The sequence below is a fragment of the Nocardioides turkmenicus genome (assembly GCF_011045035.1).
Lineage (GTDB): Bacteria > Actinomycetota > Actinomycetes > Propionibacteriales > Nocardioidaceae > Nocardioides > Nocardioides turkmenicus.
Map to the genome: position 1 here is coordinate 132,899 of NZ_JAALAA010000009.1, position 17,919 is coordinate 150,817.

A 17,919-nucleotide genomic window follows, 5' to 3' on the forward strand; every position below is an offset into this window, starting at 1 on the left:
GAGGGAAATCATGCTGATCCGAAGCACCGATCCGTTCCGCGAGTTCGACCGCATCACCCAGCAGCTCTTGGGCGGGGGCACGACCAACCGCCCGGCCGTGATGCCGATGGACGCCTGGCGCGAGGGCGACCGGTTCGTCATCGAGTTCGATCTTCCCGGCGTCAGCCCGGACACCATCGACCTCGACGTCGAGCGCAACGTCCTCACCGTCAAGGCCGAGCGCGTCGCCAAGAACGGCGACTGGCAGATGCTGGCCAACGAGCGCATGCGCGGCACCTTCAGCCGTCAGCTCGTGCTCGGCGACAACCTCGACCTCGACCATATCGAGGCGGCGTACGACGCCGGCGTGCTGCGCCTGGTCGTGCCGGTCGCGGAGAAGGCCAAGCCGCGCAAGATCCAGATCGCGACGAGCCCCAAGTCGGAGCCAGCAGCGATCGAAAGCTGAGTGAGGACCTGCCCGCCCCGGCAGGCCCTTACGCAGGTGAGCCGCCGGGTGCGGGCCTTCCCAACCTCCAGCGATCTAGTCCGTGTCTCCCAAATCCACGCCCGCTACGCGACGTTTCGCATCCGATCTGGCTGCGTTGCCGCCACTCGACAGCCCCCAGGATGCCTTCGCGGCGGACGCCTTGCCAGATCGGCCCGAAACGCCGCTCGCGGCCGCCGTGTCTTTGGGAGACACGGCCTAGCCCCCCGCGAACGGCGGGAGGAACTCAACCGTCGACCCCGGTGGGACCTCGATCCCACCGGGGTCGCCCGTACCTGCCGGACGGTCGCCGATGAGCACCGAGCAGACCTTCAGCACCTCGGGGAGACGGGTGTCGGCGTGCAGGGCGGCGGCGCGGCGTACGACTTCCGCCAGCGTCAGCGGACCGTCGACCTCGAACCGGTCCGACACGGTGCCGGCTGCCGACTTGGCTGCGGCCCAGTAGCGGACCTCTATAACGTTCGTCACTTTCTCGTGGACAACCTTCCTATGTCACCGCGAGGTTTCGTTAATATGGTCCAACGATCACCTCACCGAGGCTCAATGTTGCGTTTCGGTGCTCCTCTTTCTCTGACCGAGAGGCACCCCTCATGAGCTCGCTTCTGTTGTTGACCAGTTCGCTCCAGCCTTCGGCAGAGGTCCTTCCCGGGCTCTCGCTCCTCGGCCACCAGGTGAAGATCCTTCCTGCTGAAGGTAGCGCGCTTCTCGAGGCTCCCGACTCCGACCTGCTGATGGTGGACGGTCGGCAGGACCTCGCCCAGGCCCGCGACCTGTGTCGTCTGATCCGTACGACCGGCACCGACATCCCGGTGCTGCTGATCGCCACCGAGGGTGGCCTCGCGGTCGTCTCCCACGACTGGGGCATGGACGACGTCGTGCTGCACACCTGCGGTCCGGCCGAGCTCGAGGCCCGGATCAAGCTCGCGATCGGCCGCAACTCGGCGGCCCGCGAGGCCTCCGACCCCGAGGCCCACGTCATCCGCTCCGGCGAGGTCGTCGTCGACGACGCCACCTACACCGCCAAGATCGGCGGCCGCCCGCTCGACCTGACCTTCAAGGAGTTCGAGCTCCTGAAGTTCCTCGCCCAGCACCCGGGCCGCGTCTTCTCCCGCCAGCAGCTGCTGCAGGAGGTGTGGGGCTACGACTACTTCGGTGGCACCCGCACCGTCGACGTCCACGTACGTCGCCTCCGCGCCAAGCTCGGCCCCGAGAACGAGACCCTCATCGGCACCGTCCGCAACGTCGGCTACCGCTTCGTGCTGCCCGCGAAGAACAACGAGGCCGCTGCCGACGGCGCGCGGCTGGCCCCGTCTCCTCGCCTGGGGGCCGACGCCTAGGCTGCTCCCATGGCACTCAGCGTCGAGCAGGTCCTGGACATCGCGAAGGCGACCGAGGCGTACGACGGGGTGGCGCCGCTCGACGAGGCGACCCTGCTGACGCTGCGTAACCGTCCGGAGGACGCCACGATCTGGGGTGACGTACGCGGCTTCGGGCTGTTGATCGGCACCGAGCTGTCGATCGTGGTGCTGACCCAGCACCGCGGCGTGGGGCTAGGACGCCAGCTGCTGCTCCGGGCGCCGGCGCTGGAGCCGGGCACCACCGCCTGGTCCCACGGGGACAACCCGGCCGCCGCGCGCCTGGCCGCGAAGCAGGGGTGGGAGCGTACGCGTGAGCTGTGGGTGATGCGGCGCCCCGCCGCCGGCCTGCCGGCTGCACCCGAGGCCCCGGAAGGGGTCGTCGTGCGCGGCTTCGAGCCCGGTGACGAGGCCGAGCTGCTCCGGGTCAACGCCGCCGCCTTCGCGCACCACCCCGAGCAGGGATCGCTCGACGAGGCCGGTCTGCGAGAGCGGATGTCGGAGCCCTGGTTCGACGCATCGGGGCTGGTCACGGCGTGGGAGGGCGAGAAGCTGCTCGCGTTCCACTGGACCAAGCGCCACAGCGAGACCGAGGGCGAGGTCTATGTCGTCGGCGTCGATCCCGCAGCCCAGGGCCGTGGCCTCGGCAAGCTGGTCACCCTCCTCGGGCTGGACCATCTGGCCGCCGCCGGTGTCGAGCGGATCCACCTCTACGTCGAGGGCGACAACACCCCGGCCGTACGTCTCTACGAGGGGCTCGGTTTCACCCGGGCCGCGGCGGACACCCACGTCCAGTACACCCGCGGATAGGGTCGGGCGCGTGGAGCTGACCCAATCCCAGAACGACCGGGCCGTCGGGGCCATCGTCGGGACCGCTGTCGCGGACGCGCTCGGGGCTCACTACGAGTTCGACCGACCTCGGCTGGGCGCCGACGAGAAGGCACAGATGCTCGGCGGCGGGCTCGGCCCGTTCGCGCCCGGAGAGTGGACCGACGACACGACGATGGCGTGGTGCATCCTCGACGCCGCGGCCGGCGGGCTCGACCTGCGCACCGAGGAGGGGCTGACCGCGGTCGGCCGCAACTTCCGGACGTGGGCCGAGTCGGATCCGAAGGACATCGGCAACCAGACCGCGCAGGTGCTCAACATGGCCGGCCCCGCGCCGACCGCTGCCGACCTGCGGCAGGTCTCGGAGAAGCTGCACGAGACGACCGGTCACACCGGCGGCAACGGCTCCCTGATGCGTACCGCCCCGGTCGCGCTCCCCTATCTGGGCGACCGCCCGGCCGTCGCCGAGGCCGCCGCGGCGGTGAGCGCCCTCACCCACTGGGACGAGCACGCGCAGTCCGGCTGCGCGCTGTGGTCGCTGGGGATCGAGCACGCGGTGATGCACGGCGAGCTCGACGCACGCTCCGGCCTCCCCCTCCTCTCCCCCGCCGAGGCGGCCTTCTGGGCCGAGAAGCTCGACGAGGCGGAGACCGAGCCGCCGGGCACCTTCAACCCCAACGGCTGGGTCGTCACCGCCCTGCAGGCCGCATGGTCAGCCATCGCCCAGACCCCGGCCACCGGGCCCGACCACTACGTCGAGGCGCTCAACACCGCCATCCGGATCGGCAACGACACCGACACCGTCGCCGCCATCGCCGGCGGTCTCCTCGGCGCCCGCTGGGGCGCCTCCGCCGTCCCCTCCGAGTGGCGCGCCCTCAGCCACGGCTACCCCGGCATCCGCGGCGACCTGCTCGCCACCCTCGCGCTCGACGCCGTCGCGGCGCGCCGCTCCTGACGGGTGACCGACCCGGAGCCGGTCAGCGGAGCGGGCGGATGTGCAGACCGATCTCGGGGTCGACGAGGACCTCCTGCGCGACCGGCATGCCGTCGACGACGAGCTGAGCATCCACCGGTACGTTGCGCTTGACCAGCCCCAACGCGATCGGGCCGAGCTCGTGGTGCCGAGCGGACGAGCCGAGGAAACCGACCGTCTTCTCGCCGAAGACCAGCTCCGACCCTGCGGCCGGCAGCCGGTTCTCGGAGCCGTCGAGGTGGAGCAGGACGAGGCGACGCGGCGGACGGCCCAGCGTGTGGACGCGGGCGACGGTCTCCTGGCCGCGGTAGCAGCCCTTGTCGAGGTGGACGGCGTACTCCGGGCCGACCACATCCGCGGCACCCGGCACCCAGCCGACCTCGTTGGGGATGGTTCGCGCGTCGGTGTCCACGCCGAAACGCGGCTCGCCGCGCTCGATCCGGAGAGCCTCGAAGGCCCAGAACCCGCAGGCGGGGCCCGCGGCAGCGGCGTACGTCTCCAAGGACTCGCGCGGGACGAACGAGTAGCCCTGGGAGGGACGCCAGACGGAGGCCTGCGACGGCTCGAGCGTCACCGTCACGTCGGACCAGAACTTCATCCGCTCCAGGTAGCCGACCAGAGCCTCACCCGCGCCGGGCTCGGTCCACGCCAGAAAACTGGACCCGTCGTCGACGCCGGAGAAGAAGTGCTCGACATGTCCTTGCGGGGACAGGATCAGGGCGGAGGTCCAGGCACCCGGGGCCAGACCCTCGAAGGCCTGCGACGTCAGCGAGTGGAGCCAGGTCAGCCGGTCGGGCCCGGCGATCCGCAGCACGTCACGGTGGGAGAGGTCCACGAAGCCCTCACCGGAGGCCAGCGTGCGCTGCTCCAGATTGAACGAGCCGTAGTGGGCGGCGACGGCGGCATCCGCACCGTCACCAGCAACCGCACCGGGCAGGGACAACAACGGACTGGTCAAGATGGCTCCTCGGATGAACACTCCACGCACGCCCCGAAGACGGTCAGATGAGCGACATCCACCTCGAAGGCGTACTCCTCACGCAGCCGCTCGCAGATTCCGTCGGCCACTGAGGGGTCAACGCTGGTGACCTTCTGACACTTCCTGCACACCGCATGAAAATGCGGACGACCTGAGACCGAGTGGTAGGTCGAGGCCCGCTCGCCCAAGTGTGCGTGCCGCACCAGGCCGAGCTCCTCGAGCACCTCGAGGTTGCGATAGACGGTGGAGAGGTTGATCGCGGAGGACGACTCGCGCACGACCGCGAGCACCTCCTCCGGGGTGGCGTGGCGCAGCCGCTCGACGGCACCGAGGACCAGCTCGCGCTGGGGCGTGAGGCGATAGCCCTTCGCCCGAAGGGCCTCTCGCCAGTCCTCAGCGGCCTCGGTCATCGCACCTACTACTTGGTGACTCGCTTGAGCCGCGCCCACAGGTGCGGCTGCAGCGCCTGACCCATCGCCGCCATGTCGAAGGCGTAGAGCAGGTCGCCCTCGACGTTGCCGTAGAGCCGCTTGCCGGCGGTGTATTCCTTGGCGGTCTCGGTGCGTCCGACCGCGTCGGTGGTGACGTCGAGCTTGCCGCCCTCGGCCTTGCCGTACCACACCTCGACGATGCCGGTGCTGTGCGTCATGACCCACTCGACCTCGCCCTCGGGGCGGAAGCGGAGGAAGCCGGTCTCGAGCGCGGCGTCGCGCACCTTCTCGCCCGTTTCCGGGTCGATGATCCAGGAGCGCGCGAAGTAGTGGAAGAACGGGCGGCCGTCGTGGGTGAAGATCAGCTCCTGCCCGAACTCGAACTTGTCGATCGTCGGATAGTCACCGTGCCCGTTGCCCTGCCAGGTGCCGAGCATCCACGCGCAGGGACCGGCGTCGGGGTGAAGGTTCTCCGGAAGTTCGAAAGCCACACGCCGAGTTTAGGCCGTACGTCGCCTACGACCCGAAACGCAGGCGCTAATGTGCTCGGCATGCAAGAACTCGTGGTGAAGGTGACCGTCGGCGCCGAGGCGCCCGAGCGTACGAACCAGGCCTTCACGGTCGCCTCGGCGGCCGCGACCGCCGGTGCCAAGGTGTCGCTGTGGCTCACGGGCGAGGCGACGTGGTTCGCGGTGCCCGGGCGCGCGGAGGAGTTCACGCTGGAGAACGCGGCGCCGCTCCAGGACCTGATCGCGCTGATCATCGAGTCCGGTGAGGTGACCGTGTGCAGCCAGTGCGCATCGCGGCGCGACCTGACCGAGGACGACCTGATCAAGGGCATCACGATCAAGGGCGCGGTGGTGTTCACCGAGGAGATCCTGCGCGACGGTGTGCAGGCGCTCGTCTACTGACGTCGGCACCCCTTCGAACTACATTCATGTAGTTCCAGGTAGCAGGCTTGTTAATCCTCTCGGAGACTCCACACGCTGCCTACTTCGCCGTTAGCATTCACCCTCGTGAGCACGCAGACCCCCAGTGGCAAGTGGTGGAGCCGGGATTCGGCCGCCCAGCCGGGTGACGACGAGGACCTGACGGCGCGCGCTGCGGAGCTGGCCCGCGCGGCCGCAGCAGCCGAGTCGCTTCGCATCTCCGCCGAGCAGGCGGCCGCCGAGCAGGCAGCCGAGCGCCTGGTGGCAGAGGAGTCCGCTGCCAAGCACGCCGCCGCCCGCGCGAAGGCCGACGAGACCGCCAAGCTCCACGCCGAGCTGGCCGCCGACGCCCACCAGGCCCGCGAGGCCGCCGAGAAGGCCGCGGAAGAGTACGCCCGCGCCCGCGTCGAGGCCGAGAAGCTCGCCGACACCCGCGCCAAGGAGCGCGCCGAGGCCGAAGAGGCCGCGGTCGCGAGGGCCAAGGAGCTGGAGGAGGCCCAGCGCCGCCACCTGGAGGCGTCCCAGGCCGCCGAGGAGCAGACCCGTGCCCGCGCCGAGGCCGAGGAGGCCGCCCGGATCAGGGCCGAGGAGGCCGCCGCCGCGGCCGCCTCCGCCGCCGAGGCCCACCAGAAGGCCGCCGAGCACGCCGAGCTGGCCAAGGCCGCCTACGCCGCCCGCAGCGTCGCCGAGGCTGCTGCCGAGGACCGCCTCGAGGAGATGGACGAGCTCCGCGACGCGCTGGCGGCAGCCGAGAAGGCTGCCCGCAAGGCCGCCGACGAGGCGCGTGCGGCCTACGAGGCACGCAGCGAGGCCGAGGCCGCCGCCGAGGCCGCCTACACCGCTCGCACCGCGGCCGACGCCCGCTCCGAGGAGCTCGCACGGTTGCGTGAGGAGGCCGACGCGGCCGCAGCCGGCCGGGCCGACGAGGCACTGGCGGCCTTCACCGCGCGCCAGGCCGCCGAGCAGGCCGCCAACGACCGCGCGGCCGAGGCCGAGAAGGCAGCCGCCGCACGCATCACGGCCGAGGAGTCCGCGGTCGCGATGGCGACCCAGGCCGAGCAGGCCGAGCAGGCTCGCAAGGCCGCCGAGGAGGCGGCAGAGGCCGCCTACGCCGCCGCCGAGGAGGCGGCGACCGCGCGTGCCAAGGCCGAGGAAGCGGCCAAGGAGGCCTACGAGGAGCGCAAGGCCGCCGACGCCAACGCCGAGGACCACGCGATGACCCGGGCAGCCGCCGAGGCCGCGGCCGCCGACCAGTACGCCGTGGCTGCCGAGGCGCTCGCCGCCCGCACGGAGGCGGAGGAGGCCGCGCTGCGCGCCTTCAAGGCCGCCGATGCGGCCAACGACGCCCGCCTCGAGGCCGAGAAGAGCGCGAAGCAGTACGCCGAGTTCGCTGCTGCCGCCGCGCACGAGGCCAACGAGAACGAGGAACGTTACCGGCAGCTCACCGAGCTCGCCTCGCAGGCCGAGCAGGCGGCCGAGGCCGCCAACCTCGCCCGGATCGCGGCCGACCAGCGCGCCTCCGAGCACGCCGACCTCGCCGTTCAGGCGCTGGAGGGCCGGCGCGCCGCGGAGCGCGCTGCGACCGAGGCCAACGAGGGTCGTCGCGCGGCGGAGGCCGCGCTGCGTACCGCCCACGAGTCGATGACCGAGGTCATCACCGCGCAGGCGCGCGAGCGCGAAGAGGCCGAGCGCCGGATGACGGAGATGATGAACCGTCTCGCCGAGGTCCAGGAGCAGGCCGCCGAGGCCGTCCGCCTGCGGGCCGAGGCCGAGGAGGTCGCCGGCCAGAAGGCGATCGACCGTCAGGCCGTGGAGGCCTCGATCCTGCACAACACCCAGCTGGTCGAGCAGGCCATCGTGGACCGGCAGATCGCCGAGCGCCGCAGCGCCCAGCTCGCCAAGCAGCTCGCCGACCTGCGCGAGGCCGTCATGCTCGCGGTCAAGGGCGGCAGCACCAACAAGCGTGCGATGCAGGCTCTCGAGCTCACCCTCGCTGCGACGCCCACCCCACCGGAGGCGAGCCTCCCCATCCCGGACGCGCCCGCCGAGCCGCTGGTGGTCGAGCCGCTCAAGCCGGCCGAGAGCCAGGAGGCGCCCGCGCCGGTCGCCTCACCGGCCCCGCCCACGGCTGGTCCCCCGACCGCGCCTGTGAACCTGCCCGAGCGGCCTGCTGGCAAGAAACAGGGTCCCAAGAGCTCGGCGCCGGCCAAGGACGCGCTCTCGGACCCGACGGATCTGCCCGACACCCCGAGCGACTCGCTCCCCCAGCGCTCGAGCGGCTGGCTGGCTGCGGTCAAGCTCGCCGAGTCCGGCAAGTTCCCCGGCGCCAAGATCCCCGGCGCCGACTCCGTGCCCGAGCCCGCCAAGCCCGCCGACGACGCGCCTGCCGCCGAGTCCGAGAGCGAGCCGGCCCCCGCCAAGAAGCTCACCGTCCGCACCTTCAAGCCCGAGGACGGCTCGCTCATGACCGAGAGCACCGTCACGGTCACCGAGGAGGGTGTGCTCGACGTACGCAAGAACGAGCAGACCCACACCTACGACCTCTACGACACCCACACCGACATCACCATCAAGGGTGAGCCGGCTGCCGAGGAGTGGGTCGTCGAGTTCAACACGGACGAGGCCGGCGCGGTCCAGGTCGACAGGTCGATGGTCGACCCCGAGGCGTTCCAGCGGGAGGTTCTCCGCTGGCGGCCTGACATGGCCGGCTGAGTCAGAGGTTGTCGCGCAGGACCTGCGCGATCTCGAGCACGGCAGCGCGTGACGTACGCCCGGCGCCGACCACGTTCAGGAACCCGTGGATCTGGTCGGCGAAGCGCTTGTGGGCGACCTTGACCCCGGCCTCCTCGAGCTTGGCGGCGTACGCCTCGCCCTCGTCGCGCAGCGGGTCGAAACCTGCGGTCGCGACGTACGCCGGGGCGACCCCGCTCGTCGGGATCTCCGCGTGCAGCGGGGCGTGGCGCGGGTCGCGGCGGTCGGTGCCCTCGGGCAGGTAGTTGCTGGTGGCCGCGGCGATGAAGTCGGCGGTCAGGTAGAAGCCCTCGCTCAGGTCCTCACGGCTGCGAGTGGCCGCCTCCGACTGCGTCACCGGGTAGATGAGCAGCTGGAACGCGCAGGCCTCACCGACCGCGAGCGCGACGCCGGCCGCCAGGTTGCCGCCCGCGGAGTCGCCGCCGACCCCGATCCGGGCCGGGTCCGCACCGAGCTCGGCCGCATGCTCGACCGCCCATCGGAAGGCCGCGACCGAGTCGTCGTACGCCGCCGGGAACGGCGACTCCGGCGCCAGCCGATAGTCGACCGAGAGGATCTTGACCCCCGACTCGCTGGCCAGCAGCCGGCAGGGAGCATCGTGGGAGTCGAGGTCGCCGAAGATGAAGCCGCCGCCGTGCAGGAAGACGAGCAGCGGCGCGTTGCCCGAGGCACCCTCCGGGACGTAGAGCCGCGCCTTCAGCCCGGCGACCCAGAGCTCACGGACCGACCCGATCTCCTGGCGTCCGCCGCCGAGCTGCGACTGCCGCAGCAGCGCCACCCGCCCCTTCGGGATAGGGAGCGTCGACGGGTCCGGCTCCCCCGACACCTTCATCAGCGCGAGCATGAGCTGCGTATCGACCGCGAGCGTCTGCCCGTCGTACGTCACCGGCTTGCCGACGAGCCGGCGCTGCAGCGCGGCCGGCAGGTTCAACGCCCCTGCGAAGGCCAGCCCCTTGATCGGGGTCACCACCGGCGCCACCAGCGGATCGATCACGGACGACGCACGCTCAAGAATCGACATGCGCCAAAACTACCCCGTTACCGGGACATCGTGTAACAGGTAGTTCACCAGGCGACCTCGTCGGCGGCCAGATTTCGGATCGTGTCTCCCGTCCGGACACGCAGATGAGTAACACTGGCCCCATGAGTCTCGACCCGCAGGCCCCCACCCGCTCGGCCGAGGACACCGTGAGCCTGACCGCGGTGCCCGACCAGCCGTTCGACGTCGAGCCCGAATACATCCCCGACCACGAGGCGCTGGCCGAGGTCGAGAAGTACGAGGACCGGTTCCTCGACCGGGAGCTGTCCTGGCTGCGGTTCAACGAGCGGGTGCTGGAGCTGGCAGAGGACGACACGCTGCCGCTGCTGGAGCGCGTACGTTTCCTGGCGATCTTCACCTCCAACCTGGACGAGTTCTTCATGGTCCGCGTCGCCGGGCTCAAGAGAAGGATCGCGGCAGGGGTGGCGGTCAGAGCGGCGTCCGGGCTGATGCCGCGCGAGGTCCTGGAGCTGATCTGGAAGAAGACGCGGGAGCTCTCCGAGCGCCACGCCCAGGTCTTCCGCGACCAGGTCAAGCCGGCGCTGCTGGACCAGGGCATCCAGCTGCTGCACTGGGAGGATCTCACCCCGGAGGAGGTCAAGGCCTGCAAGAAGCTGTTCAAGGAGCGGGTCTACCCGGTGCTCACCCCGCTGGCGGTCGACCCGGCCCACCCGTTCCCCTACATCTCCGGCCTCTCGCTCAACCTCGCCGTCCGGCTGCGGGACCCGAAGACGAAGAAGAAGCACTTCGCCCGGGTGAAGGTGCCGCCGATCTTCACGCGCTTCGTGCCGCTGGGCGACGACCGCTTCGTGCCCCTCGAGGAGGTCATGCGGGAGCGGCTGCACAAGCTCTTCCCGGGCATGGAGATCATCGAGGTGCACACCTTCCGGGTGACCCGCAACGAGGATCTCGAGGTCGAGGAGGACGACGCCGAGAACCTTCTCACCGCGCTGGAGAAGGAGCTGCTCAGGCGGCGCTTCGGCCCTCCCGTACGCCTCGAGGTGCAGGAGTCGATGACCGCCTCGACGCTCGACCTGCTGGTCTCCGAGCTCGGCATCTCCGACAAGGAGGTCTTCCGGCTGCCCGGTCCGCTCGACCTGCGCGGCCTGCACGGCATCGCCGACATCGACCGCGAGCAGCTGAAGTACCCGGCCTTCGTGCCGACGACCCACCCGGCCCTGGCGCCGGTCGAGAGCGCCGCGCCGGTCGACGTCTTCAAGGCGGCGCGGCGTGGAGACGTACTCCTCCAGCACCCCTACGACTCGTTCGCGACCAGCGTGCAGCGCTTCATCGAGCAGGCGGCGGCGGACCCGCGGGTGCTGGCGATCAAGCAGACCCTCTACCGCACCTCCGGCGACTCCCCCATCATCGACGCCCTGATCGACGCCGCCGAGGCGGGCAAGCAGGTGCTGGTGCTGGTCGAGATCAAGGCGCGGTTCGACGAGGTGGCCAACATCCGCTGGGCGCGCAAGCTCGAGCAGGCCGGCTGCCACGTCGTCTACGGCCTGGTCGGCCTGAAGACCCACTGCAAGCTGGCGATGGTGGTGCGCGAGGAGCCCGACGGCACCATCCGCCGCTACACCCACATCGGCACCGGCAACTACAACCCCAAGACCTCCCGCATCTACGAGGACATGGGACTGATCACCACCAACGAGGACATCGGCGAGGACGTCGCCCACCTGTTCAACAACCTCTCCGGCTGGAGCCGGGAGGCGACGTACGGGCAGCTCCTGGTCGCGCCCGGCAACGTACGCAGCGGGCTGATCGAGCAGATCCACAACGAGATCGCCCATCACCTGGCCGGCAACCCCGCGCGGATCCGGCTCAAGGCCAACTCCGTGGTCGACGAGGCGATCATCGACGCGCTCTACCTCGCCTCGCAGGCGGGTGTACCGGTGCAGATCTTCGTCCGCGGCATCTGCGCCCTCCGCCCGGGGGTGCCCGGGCTCAGCGACAACATCGAGGTCCGCTCGATCCTGGGCCGCTTCCTCGAGCACTCCCGGATCTTCTGGTTCGAGAACGGCGGTGAGCCGAGCGCCTGGATCGGCTCGGCCGACATGATGCACCGCAACCTCGACCGCCGGGTCGAGGCCCTCGTACGTCTCCCCACCCCGGAGCTCGTGGCCGAGGTCGGCGCACTGTTCGACCTGGCATTCGAACCGTCGACGGACTGCTGGATCCTCGGTTCCGACGGGACGTGGACCCGCAACCACGCTCCCGACCATCTCCAGGCGATGTTGATCACACGACAGCGTCAGCGCAGGCGCGCCTCGGCGGGCTGAACACGCCCCTGGCTTTCGTCGTGTCAAGCGGACTCGCCTAACATGAGCCCGCAGGTCTGCCTCATCCAGCCAGGAGCCCCCCGTGCGTTTCCGAATCCGCCCGGTCGACACGTCGTTCTACGACCTGTTCACCGAGTCCGCCAACCACCTCGTCGGCGGCGTCTCGCTGCTCGCCGAGATGCTCAGCGACAATGCCGACCGTGAGGACGTCGCCCAGCGCATGCGCGACGCGGAGCATGCCGCCGACGAGACCACCCACGAGCTGATCAAGAAGGTCAACTCCACCTTCGTCACGCCGTTCGACCGCGAGGACATCTACGCTCTCGGCTCCGGTCTCGACGACGTGATGGACTCGATGGACGAGGTCGTCGACCAGATCTACGTCTACGGCGTCAACATCCTGCCGCCGGAGCTCTCCGACCAGGTGACCGTGCTCCAGCGCTGCGCCGAGCTGACCGCCTCCGCGATGCCCAACCTGCGCTCGATGAAGGAGCTCTCGGAGTACTGGATCGAGATCAACCGTCTCGAGAACCAGGGCGACAAGAACCACCGCCGCATCCTCGCCAAGCTCTTCTCCGGTGAGTACGACGCACTCGAGGTCCTCAAGCTGAAGGACATCGTCGAGTCCCTCGAGGACGCGATCGACGGATTCGAGAAGGTCGCGAACACCGTCGAGCAGATCGCCGTCAAGGAATCCTGAGCCTGCTCAATGGAACTCGCCATTGTCATCGCGGTGGTCGTCGTCGCCCTGGTCTTCGACTACACCAACGGCTTCCACGACGCCGCCAACGCCATCGCGACCTCCGTGTCCACGCGCGCGCTCACGCCGCGCATCGCCCTCCTGCTCGCAGCGGTGATGAACTTCGTCGGCGCCTTCCTGGGCCAGAAGGTCGCCCACACCGTCTCCGACACCATCACCCCACCATCGGGTGCACATGGTCTGACCGTCGTGATGGCCGGCCTGCTCGGCGCCATCGCCTGGAACATGATCACCTGGTACTTCGGCCTGCCCTCCTCCTCGTCGCACGCGCTCATCGGCGGCCTGGCCGGTTCGGCGATCGCCGCCGGCGCGTTCGTCAACTGGTGGACGGTGCTGGAGAAGGTCGTCATCCCGATGTTCGTCTCCCCCTTCGTCGCCTTCGGCCTCGGCTTCGGCGTGATGCTCGCGATCATGTGGATCTTCCGGCGCGCCAACCCGCACAAGGCGCAGAAGGGCTTCCGGATCGCGCAGACGATCTCGGCGGCCGCCATGGCGCTCGGTCACGGGCTCCAGGACGCCCAGAAGACGATGGGCGTCATCTTCCTCGCCCTGGTCACCGGCGGTTTCCTCTCCGAGGGTGACGGTCTCCCGTTCTGGGTCATCGCCGCGGCCGCCACGGCGATCTCGCTCGGCACCATGTCCGGTGGCTGGCGCATCATGCGCACCCTCGGCCGTCGCATCATCCACCTGGACCCGTCTCGCGGCTTCGCCGCCGAGTCGGTCGCCGCCTCGGTGCTCTACACCACGGCGTACGTCTGGGAGGCTCCGATCTCGACCACCCACACGATCACCTCGGCGATCATGGGTGTCGGCGCGACCAAGCGGTTCTCCGCGGTCCGCTGGGGTGTCGCGAAGTCGATCCTCGCGGCCTGGGTCTTCACCTTCCCCGCCGCCGGCGGCGTCGCAGCGCTGACCTACCTGCTCTGCCACTTCGTCTTCCAGCTCCCGTAGAACCAAGCCGAGTCGGCGCATCTGACCCCGTGTCTCGCGAAGCGAAGCGAGCGAGAGGGGTCGGATGCGCCGACTCGGCGTTGTGATCCGGTTTACCCGAAGCGACCCGAGATGTACGCCTCGGTGTCCGGGTTGTCCGGGTTGGTGAACATCTGCTTGGTGGGGTTGAACTCCACCAGGTGACCCGGCTGGCCGGCGGCCTTCAGGTTGAAGAAGCCGGTGTCGTCGGAGACACGGGCGGCCTGCTGCATGTTGTGGGTGACGATCACGATCGTGTAGTCGGACTTCAGCTCGTGGATGAGGTCCTCGATCGCGGCGGTCGAGATCGGGTCGAGCGCCGAGCACGGCTCGTCCATGAGCAGCACCTCGGGCTGGACCGCGATCGCGCGAGCGATGCAGAGCCGCTGCTGCTGACCGCCCGAGAGGCCCATGCCGGGCTTGCCGAGACGGTCCTTGACCTCGTTCCACAGGTTCGCGCCGCGCAACGCCTTCTCCACGATCGCGTCGGCCTCGGGCTTCTTGATCCGCTTGGAGTTGAGCTTGTTGCCGGCGAGCACGTTGTCGTAGATCGACATCGTCGGGAACGGGTTGGGCCGCTGGAACACCATGCCGACCTTGCGGCGCACGGCCACCGGGTCGACGTTCGGACCGTAGATGTCCTGGCCGGCGATCTGGATCTTGCCCTCGACGTACGCGCCGGGGATGACCTCGTGCATCCGGTTGAGGGTGCGCAGGAAGGTCGACTTGCCGCAGCCGGACGGGCCGATGAAGGCCGTCACCGACTTCGGCTTGATGGACATGGAGACGTCCTCGACGGCCTTGAAGTCGCCGTAGAAGATGCTGGCGTCCTTGACTTGAATGGACATGTGTTTCTCCTAGCGCCCGGTCTTGGGGGCGAAGATCGTGCCGACGATACGGGCGATGAGGTTGAGGACCATGACGAGGATGAAGAGCACCAGTGCTCCACCCCAGGCGTACTCGACACCCTTCTGCGTGGCCTCGGACAGCTGGGTGTAGATGAAGACCGGCACGGTCATCATCGGGCTGTCGTCGAATGCGCTGGTGTTCATGTTCGGGTTGAACCCCGAGGCGACCAGCAGCGGAGCGGTCTCGCCGATCACGCGCGAGATGGCGAGCACGACACCGGTGACGATGCCGCCGATCGCGGTCGGGAGCACCATCCGGGTGATGGTGCGCCACTTCGGCACACCGAGGGCGTACGCCGCCTCCCGCAGGTCGTCGGGGACCAGCTTGAGCATCTCCTCGGTCGAGCGGACGACGGTCGGGATCATCAGCAGCGAGAGCGCGACACCGCCGCCGAAGCCGAAGCGCGTGCCCGGCCCGACGAGCAGGGTGAAGAGCGCGAACGCGAACAGACCCGCGACGATCGACGGGATGCCGGTCATGACGTCGACCAGGAAGGTGATCGCCTTGGCGAGGCGGTTGCCCTTGCCGTACTCGATCAGGTAGATCGCGGTCATGATGCCGATCGGGATCGAGATCAGCGCGGCGATGCCGGTGACGATCAGGGTGCCCATCAGCGCGTGGTAGAGACCGCCCTGCTCGTCGCCCGTGACCGAGCGCATCGAGTAGGTCAGGAACTCCGGGTTGATGGTGGCGGCACCGCGGGCGAAGACCATGTAGACCAGCCAGATCAGCGGGATGACCGCGACCCCGAAGGCCGTCCACACGAGCCCGGTGACGAGCTTGTCGGTCGCCGAGCGCTTGTTCTCCACCAGCAGCGCCCAGACCGGGTAGCCGATGAGGAACGCGAGCACGCCGATGACGACGGCACCGACGATGCTCACGCCGAGCACCAGCGCCAGGCCGCCGAGAGCGATCGCGGCGATGCCGACCAGCCACTGGGCGCCGCGCGGGAGCGTGGCGTGGGACAGCTTGGTCTCTTCGTTCGAGAGCTCGGTGTTGCTCACTTGGCCCTCCCTCGGGCGACGATCCAGCGGGCGAGCGCGTTGACCAGGAAGGTGAAGGCGAACAGCACGAGGCCGGTCGCGATCAGCACCGACAGCCGGTCGGGCGTGCTCTCCTTGTAGCCCTGGGCGATGTGTGCCGCGATGGTCTGCGGGTTGTTGGTGCCGACGATGAACAGCGAGATGAGGACCTTCGGCGAGGCGATCATCGCGATCGCCATGGTCTCGCCGAGCGCCCGGCCCAGGCCGAGCATGACCGCGGAGACCATGCCGGAGCGGGCGTAGGGGAAGACCGCGTAGCGGATCATCTCCCAGCGGGTGGCGCCGAGCGCCAGCGCCGCCTCCTCGTGCAGTCGCGGCGTCTGCGCGAAGACCTCGCGGCAGATCGAGGTGATGATCGGCAGGATCATCACGGCCAGCACGATCGAGGCGGTGAACAGCGTACGGCCGTTGCCGGAGGGCTGGCCGTCGAAGAACGGCAGCCAGGCGAGGTTCTTCGCGAGCCAGGCGTGGGCCGGCACCAGATAGGGGCCGAGCGCGACCGCGCCCCACAGGCCGAAGACGACCGACGGCACGGCGGCGAGCAGATCGATGACGTACGCCACCGGGACCGCGATCCGACGCGGCGCGTAGTGGCTGATGAACAGGGCGATCGCCACGGAGAACGGCACCGCGATGATCAGGGCCAGGACGGCCGCGTACATGGTGGCGAACAGCAGCGGCACCACCAGGCCCATGAACGAGCCCTGGCCGGCGTAGTGCTGCTCATCCACGTTGAAGCCCGGGATGCCCTCGATCCCCAGGAAGATGAAGACGGCTGCCAGCGCCACCAGGATCAGCGACGCGGCGGTGACGGCAAGGCCTCGGAAGACGACATCACCCACCGAGCCACGGCCGGACAGCTCCGACTTCGGGTCAACGCCAGGGTCGGCGCCGGGGTCAGCGGCGACAGTCACAAGGCATTCCTCGACTTTCTTGTTTCGGTTCTCAAGACAGCCGTACGGGCGGCGGCCGTAGCCACCGCCCGAACGGCGATCACGTCAGACTGGTCGGCACTTACTTGATCGCACCGACGAGCTCGAGCGCCTTGTCGGCGGTCTCGCGGTCGAGCGGCGCGGTGCCGGCCTCCTCGGCGGAGACCTCCTGGCCCTCCTCGGAGAGGACGTACTCCAGGTAGCCCTTCACGTTGGCCGCGTCCTCGGCGTTCTCGTAGGTCGGGCAGGCCAGCAGGTAGGAGACCAGCACGACCGGGTAGACGCCGGCCTCGGTGGTGTCGCGAGCCAGCTCCACGGCCATGTCGTTGTCGTTCAGGCCAGCCGGCTTCGAGGCGCCCAGGATCTTCGCGGCCGCCTCGGCGGACGGCTCGACGAACTCCTCGCCGACCTTGATCTTGGCGGTGGTGAGGTCGTTCTCCGCCGCGGCGGAAGCGTCGACGAAGCCGATGTAGCCGGAGCCCTGCATGGCGGTCACGACACCGGAGGTGCCGTCGCCGCCCTCGCCGCCCTTGATGGAGGCGGGCCACTCACCCGAGGGCTCCTCGGCCCAGCCACCGGCGGCGGCGAGGTACTCGGTGAAGTTCTCCTGGGTGCCGGAGTCGTCGGCACGGTGGACCGGGGTGATCGCGGAGTCCGGCAGCGTGGCGTCCGGGTTGGTCGCAGCGATGGCCGGGTCGTTCCACTTGGTGATCTTGCCGGAGAAGATGCCGGTCAGCGTCTTGGCGTCGAGGTTGAGCTCGTCCACGCCCTCGACGTTGAAGACGACAGCGATCGGCGAGACGTACGCGGGGACCTGGATCGGGTCGCCGCCGCACTTCTCCTTCGCGCCGGTCAGCTCGCCCTCGTCGTCGTTGAGCGCGGAGTCGGTGCCCGCGAAGAGGTAACCGCCGGAGATGAAGCCCTCACGGCCGGAGCCGGAACCGACCGGCTCGTAGACGACACTGAGGTCCGGGTTCGCGTCCTGGATGCCGGCGACCCAGGCCGCCTGGCCCTTCTCCTGCGAGGTAGCGCCGCCACCCTTGATGGTGCCCGAGAGGGTGCCTTCTTCGCCGCCGTCACCCTTCGGCTCGTTGCCAGCGCCGCAGGCGCTGATCGCGAGAGCAAGGGCTGCAGCGGTGATGCCCGGGACAAGTGCCCGGCGCAGCGAGGTGGTGTTCACGCAAGTCTCCTGATGATGATGCAGTCGATTCGGAGTTGTCGCGATGACGGTAGGGACCGGAGGTGGACGGGA

The 17,919-nt window shown here is 69.6% G+C and carries 18 protein-coding genes; 9 read left to right on the forward strand and 9 right to left on the reverse strand.

All coding sequences use genetic code 11. The features are described 5' to 3' along the window. The first annotated feature begins 10 nt into the window (after positions 1-10). Positions 11-445, forward strand: a complete 435-nt coding sequence (locus G5C66_RS12530; RefSeq protein WP_165111300.1) for an Hsp20/alpha crystallin family protein — start codon at positions 11-13, stop codon at positions 443-445. A gap of 237 nt (positions 446-682) precedes the next feature. Here G5C66_RS12530 and G5C66_RS12535 read toward each other — a convergent pair whose 3' ends face one another. Beyond that, positions 683-952: a MoaD/ThiS family protein gene (locus tag G5C66_RS12535; protein ID WP_165111301.1), complete on the reverse strand. Its 270-nt coding sequence runs from the start codon at positions 950-952 to the stop codon at positions 683-685. 122 nt (positions 953-1,074) lie between these two features. Here G5C66_RS12535 and G5C66_RS12540 point away from each other — a divergent pair, with 122 nt between their 5' ends. Genes G5C66_RS12540 through G5C66_RS12550 form a run of 3 tightly spaced genes read left to right on the forward strand, consistent with a single transcriptional unit; the run spans position 1,075 to position 3,622 of the window. Beyond that, complete coding sequence (locus G5C66_RS12540; protein ID WP_165111302.1) at positions 1,075-1,821, forward strand: response regulator transcription factor; 747 nt, start codon at positions 1,075-1,077, stop codon at positions 1,819-1,821. Between the two features lie 9 nt (positions 1,822-1,830). Continuing rightward, entirely contained in the window at positions 1,831-2,649 is an 819-nt protein-coding gene (gene mshD, locus G5C66_RS12545) for a mycothiol synthase (protein ID WP_165111303.1), read from the forward strand. 10 nt (positions 2,650-2,659) lie between these two features. Beyond that, positions 2,660-3,622, forward strand: coding sequence for an ADP-ribosylglycohydrolase family protein (locus tag G5C66_RS12550; protein WP_165111304.1), 963 nt, complete (start codon positions 2,660-2,662; stop codon positions 3,620-3,622). Positions 3,623-3,644: 22 nt separating this feature from the next. Here G5C66_RS12550 and ygfZ read toward each other — a convergent pair whose 3' ends face one another. The 3 genes from ygfZ to G5C66_RS12565 are packed head-to-tail and all read right to left on the reverse strand — an operon-like array spanning position 3,645 to position 5,541. Further along, positions 3,645-4,598, reverse strand: coding sequence for a CAF17-like 4Fe-4S cluster assembly/insertion protein YgfZ (gene ygfZ / locus G5C66_RS12555; RefSeq protein WP_165111305.1), 954 nt, complete (start codon positions 4,596-4,598; stop codon positions 3,645-3,647). Then, the gene (locus G5C66_RS12560) at positions 4,595-5,029 is read right to left on the reverse strand and encodes a Fur family transcriptional regulator (RefSeq protein WP_165111306.1); all 435 of its coding nucleotides are present in this window, start codon (positions 5,027-5,029) and stop codon (positions 4,595-4,597) included. The genes ygfZ and G5C66_RS12560 overlap by 4 nt, the downstream gene beginning before the upstream one ends. Positions 5,030-5,037: 8 nt before the next feature. Beyond that, the gene (locus tag G5C66_RS12565) at positions 5,038-5,541 is read right to left on the reverse strand and encodes a heme-binding beta-barrel domain-containing protein (RefSeq protein WP_165111307.1); all 504 of its coding nucleotides are present in this window, start codon (positions 5,539-5,541) and stop codon (positions 5,038-5,040) included. Positions 5,542-5,601: 60 nt separating this feature from the next. Here G5C66_RS12565 and G5C66_RS12570 point away from each other — a divergent pair, with 60 nt between their 5' ends. Both G5C66_RS12570 and G5C66_RS12575 read left to right on the forward strand, forming a co-directional pair. After that, entirely contained in the window at positions 5,602-5,961 is a 360-nt protein-coding gene (locus G5C66_RS12570; protein WP_165111308.1) for a DsrE family protein, read from the forward strand. 105 nt (positions 5,962-6,066) lie between these two features. Next, complete coding sequence (locus G5C66_RS12575) at positions 6,067-8,691, forward strand: coiled-coil domain-containing protein (protein WP_165111309.1); 2,625 nt, start codon at positions 6,067-6,069, stop codon at positions 8,689-8,691. A 1-nt stretch (position 8,692) separates the two neighbouring features. Here the strand turns inward: G5C66_RS12575 and G5C66_RS12580 are convergent, their stop codons facing one another. Next, positions 8,693-9,751: an alpha/beta hydrolase gene (locus tag G5C66_RS12580; RefSeq protein WP_206444017.1), complete on the reverse strand. Its 1,059-nt coding sequence runs from the start codon at positions 9,749-9,751 to the stop codon at positions 8,693-8,695. Between the two features lie 122 nt (positions 9,752-9,873). Here G5C66_RS12580 and G5C66_RS12585 point away from each other — a divergent pair, with 122 nt between their 5' ends. The 3 genes from G5C66_RS12585 (at position 9,874) to G5C66_RS12595 (ending at position 13,765) form a co-directional block, all read left to right on the forward strand. Further along, positions 9,874-12,054: an RNA degradosome polyphosphate kinase gene (locus G5C66_RS12585; RefSeq protein WP_165111310.1), complete on the forward strand. Its 2,181-nt coding sequence runs from the start codon at positions 9,874-9,876 to the stop codon at positions 12,052-12,054. A gap of 82 nt (positions 12,055-12,136) precedes the next feature. Beyond that, complete coding sequence (locus tag G5C66_RS12590) at positions 12,137-12,754, forward strand: DUF47 family protein (protein WP_165111311.1); 618 nt, start codon at positions 12,137-12,139, stop codon at positions 12,752-12,754. Between the two features lie 9 nt (positions 12,755-12,763). Then, the gene (locus G5C66_RS12595) at positions 12,764-13,765 is read left to right on the forward strand and encodes an inorganic phosphate transporter (RefSeq protein ID WP_165111312.1); all 1,002 of its coding nucleotides are present in this window, start codon (positions 12,764-12,766) and stop codon (positions 13,763-13,765) included. A 92-nt stretch (positions 13,766-13,857) separates the two neighbouring features. Here G5C66_RS12595 and pstB read toward each other — a convergent pair whose 3' ends face one another. From pstB to G5C66_RS12615, 4 genes are all read right to left on the reverse strand, one after another. Beyond that, positions 13,858-14,631, reverse strand: a complete 774-nt coding sequence (gene pstB, locus G5C66_RS12600) for a phosphate ABC transporter ATP-binding protein PstB (protein ID WP_165111313.1) — start codon at positions 14,629-14,631, stop codon at positions 13,858-13,860. 9 nt (positions 14,632-14,640) lie between these two features. Beyond that, positions 14,641-15,696: a phosphate ABC transporter permease PstA gene (gene pstA / locus G5C66_RS12605; RefSeq protein WP_165111314.1), complete on the reverse strand. Its 1,056-nt coding sequence runs from the start codon at positions 15,694-15,696 to the stop codon at positions 14,641-14,643. Then, on the reverse strand, positions 15,693-16,649 hold the full coding sequence (gene pstC, locus G5C66_RS12610) for a phosphate ABC transporter permease subunit PstC (RefSeq protein WP_338144156.1): 957 nt from the start codon (positions 16,647-16,649) through the stop codon (positions 15,693-15,695). The genes pstA and pstC overlap by 4 nt, the downstream gene beginning before the upstream one ends. Before the next feature lie 100 nt (positions 16,650-16,749). Further along, entirely contained in the window at positions 16,750-17,847 is a 1,098-nt protein-coding gene (locus G5C66_RS12615; protein ID WP_338144157.1) for a phosphate ABC transporter substrate-binding protein PstS, read from the reverse strand. Positions 17,848-17,919 lie beyond the last annotated feature (72 nt).

Excerpts from the sequence above, each read along its gene's own strand:
- G5C66_RS12580 (WP_206444017.1), bottom strand. The coding sequence starts at position 9,751 with ATGTCGATTCTTGAGCGTGCGTCGTCCGTGATCGATCCGCTGGTGGCG.
- G5C66_RS12595 (WP_165111312.1), top strand. The coding sequence starts at position 12,764 with ATGGAACTCGCCATTGTCATCGCGGTGGTCGTCGTCGCCCTGGTCTTC.
- G5C66_RS12560 (WP_165111306.1), bottom strand. The coding sequence starts at position 5,029 with ATGACCGAGGCCGCTGAGGACTGGCGAGAGGCCCTTCGGGCGAAGGGC.
- G5C66_RS12585 (WP_165111310.1), top strand. The coding sequence starts at position 9,874 with ATGAGTCTCGACCCGCAGGCCCCCACCCGCTCGGCCGAGGACACCGTG.
- G5C66_RS12540 (WP_165111302.1), top strand. The coding sequence starts at position 1,075 with ATGAGCTCGCTTCTGTTGTTGACCAGTTCGCTCCAGCCTTCGGCAGAG.
- mshD (WP_165111303.1), top strand. The coding sequence starts at position 1,831 with ATGGCACTCAGCGTCGAGCAGGTCCTGGACATCGCGAAGGCGACCGAG.
- pstB (WP_165111313.1), bottom strand. The coding sequence starts at position 14,631 with ATGTCCATTCAAGTCAAGGACGCCAGCATCTTCTACGGCGACTTCAAG.
- G5C66_RS12530 (WP_165111300.1), top strand. The coding sequence starts at position 11 with ATGCTGATCCGAAGCACCGATCCGTTCCGCGAGTTCGACCGCATCACC.
- G5C66_RS12570 (WP_165111308.1), top strand. The coding sequence starts at position 5,602 with ATGCAAGAACTCGTGGTGAAGGTGACCGTCGGCGCCGAGGCGCCCGAG.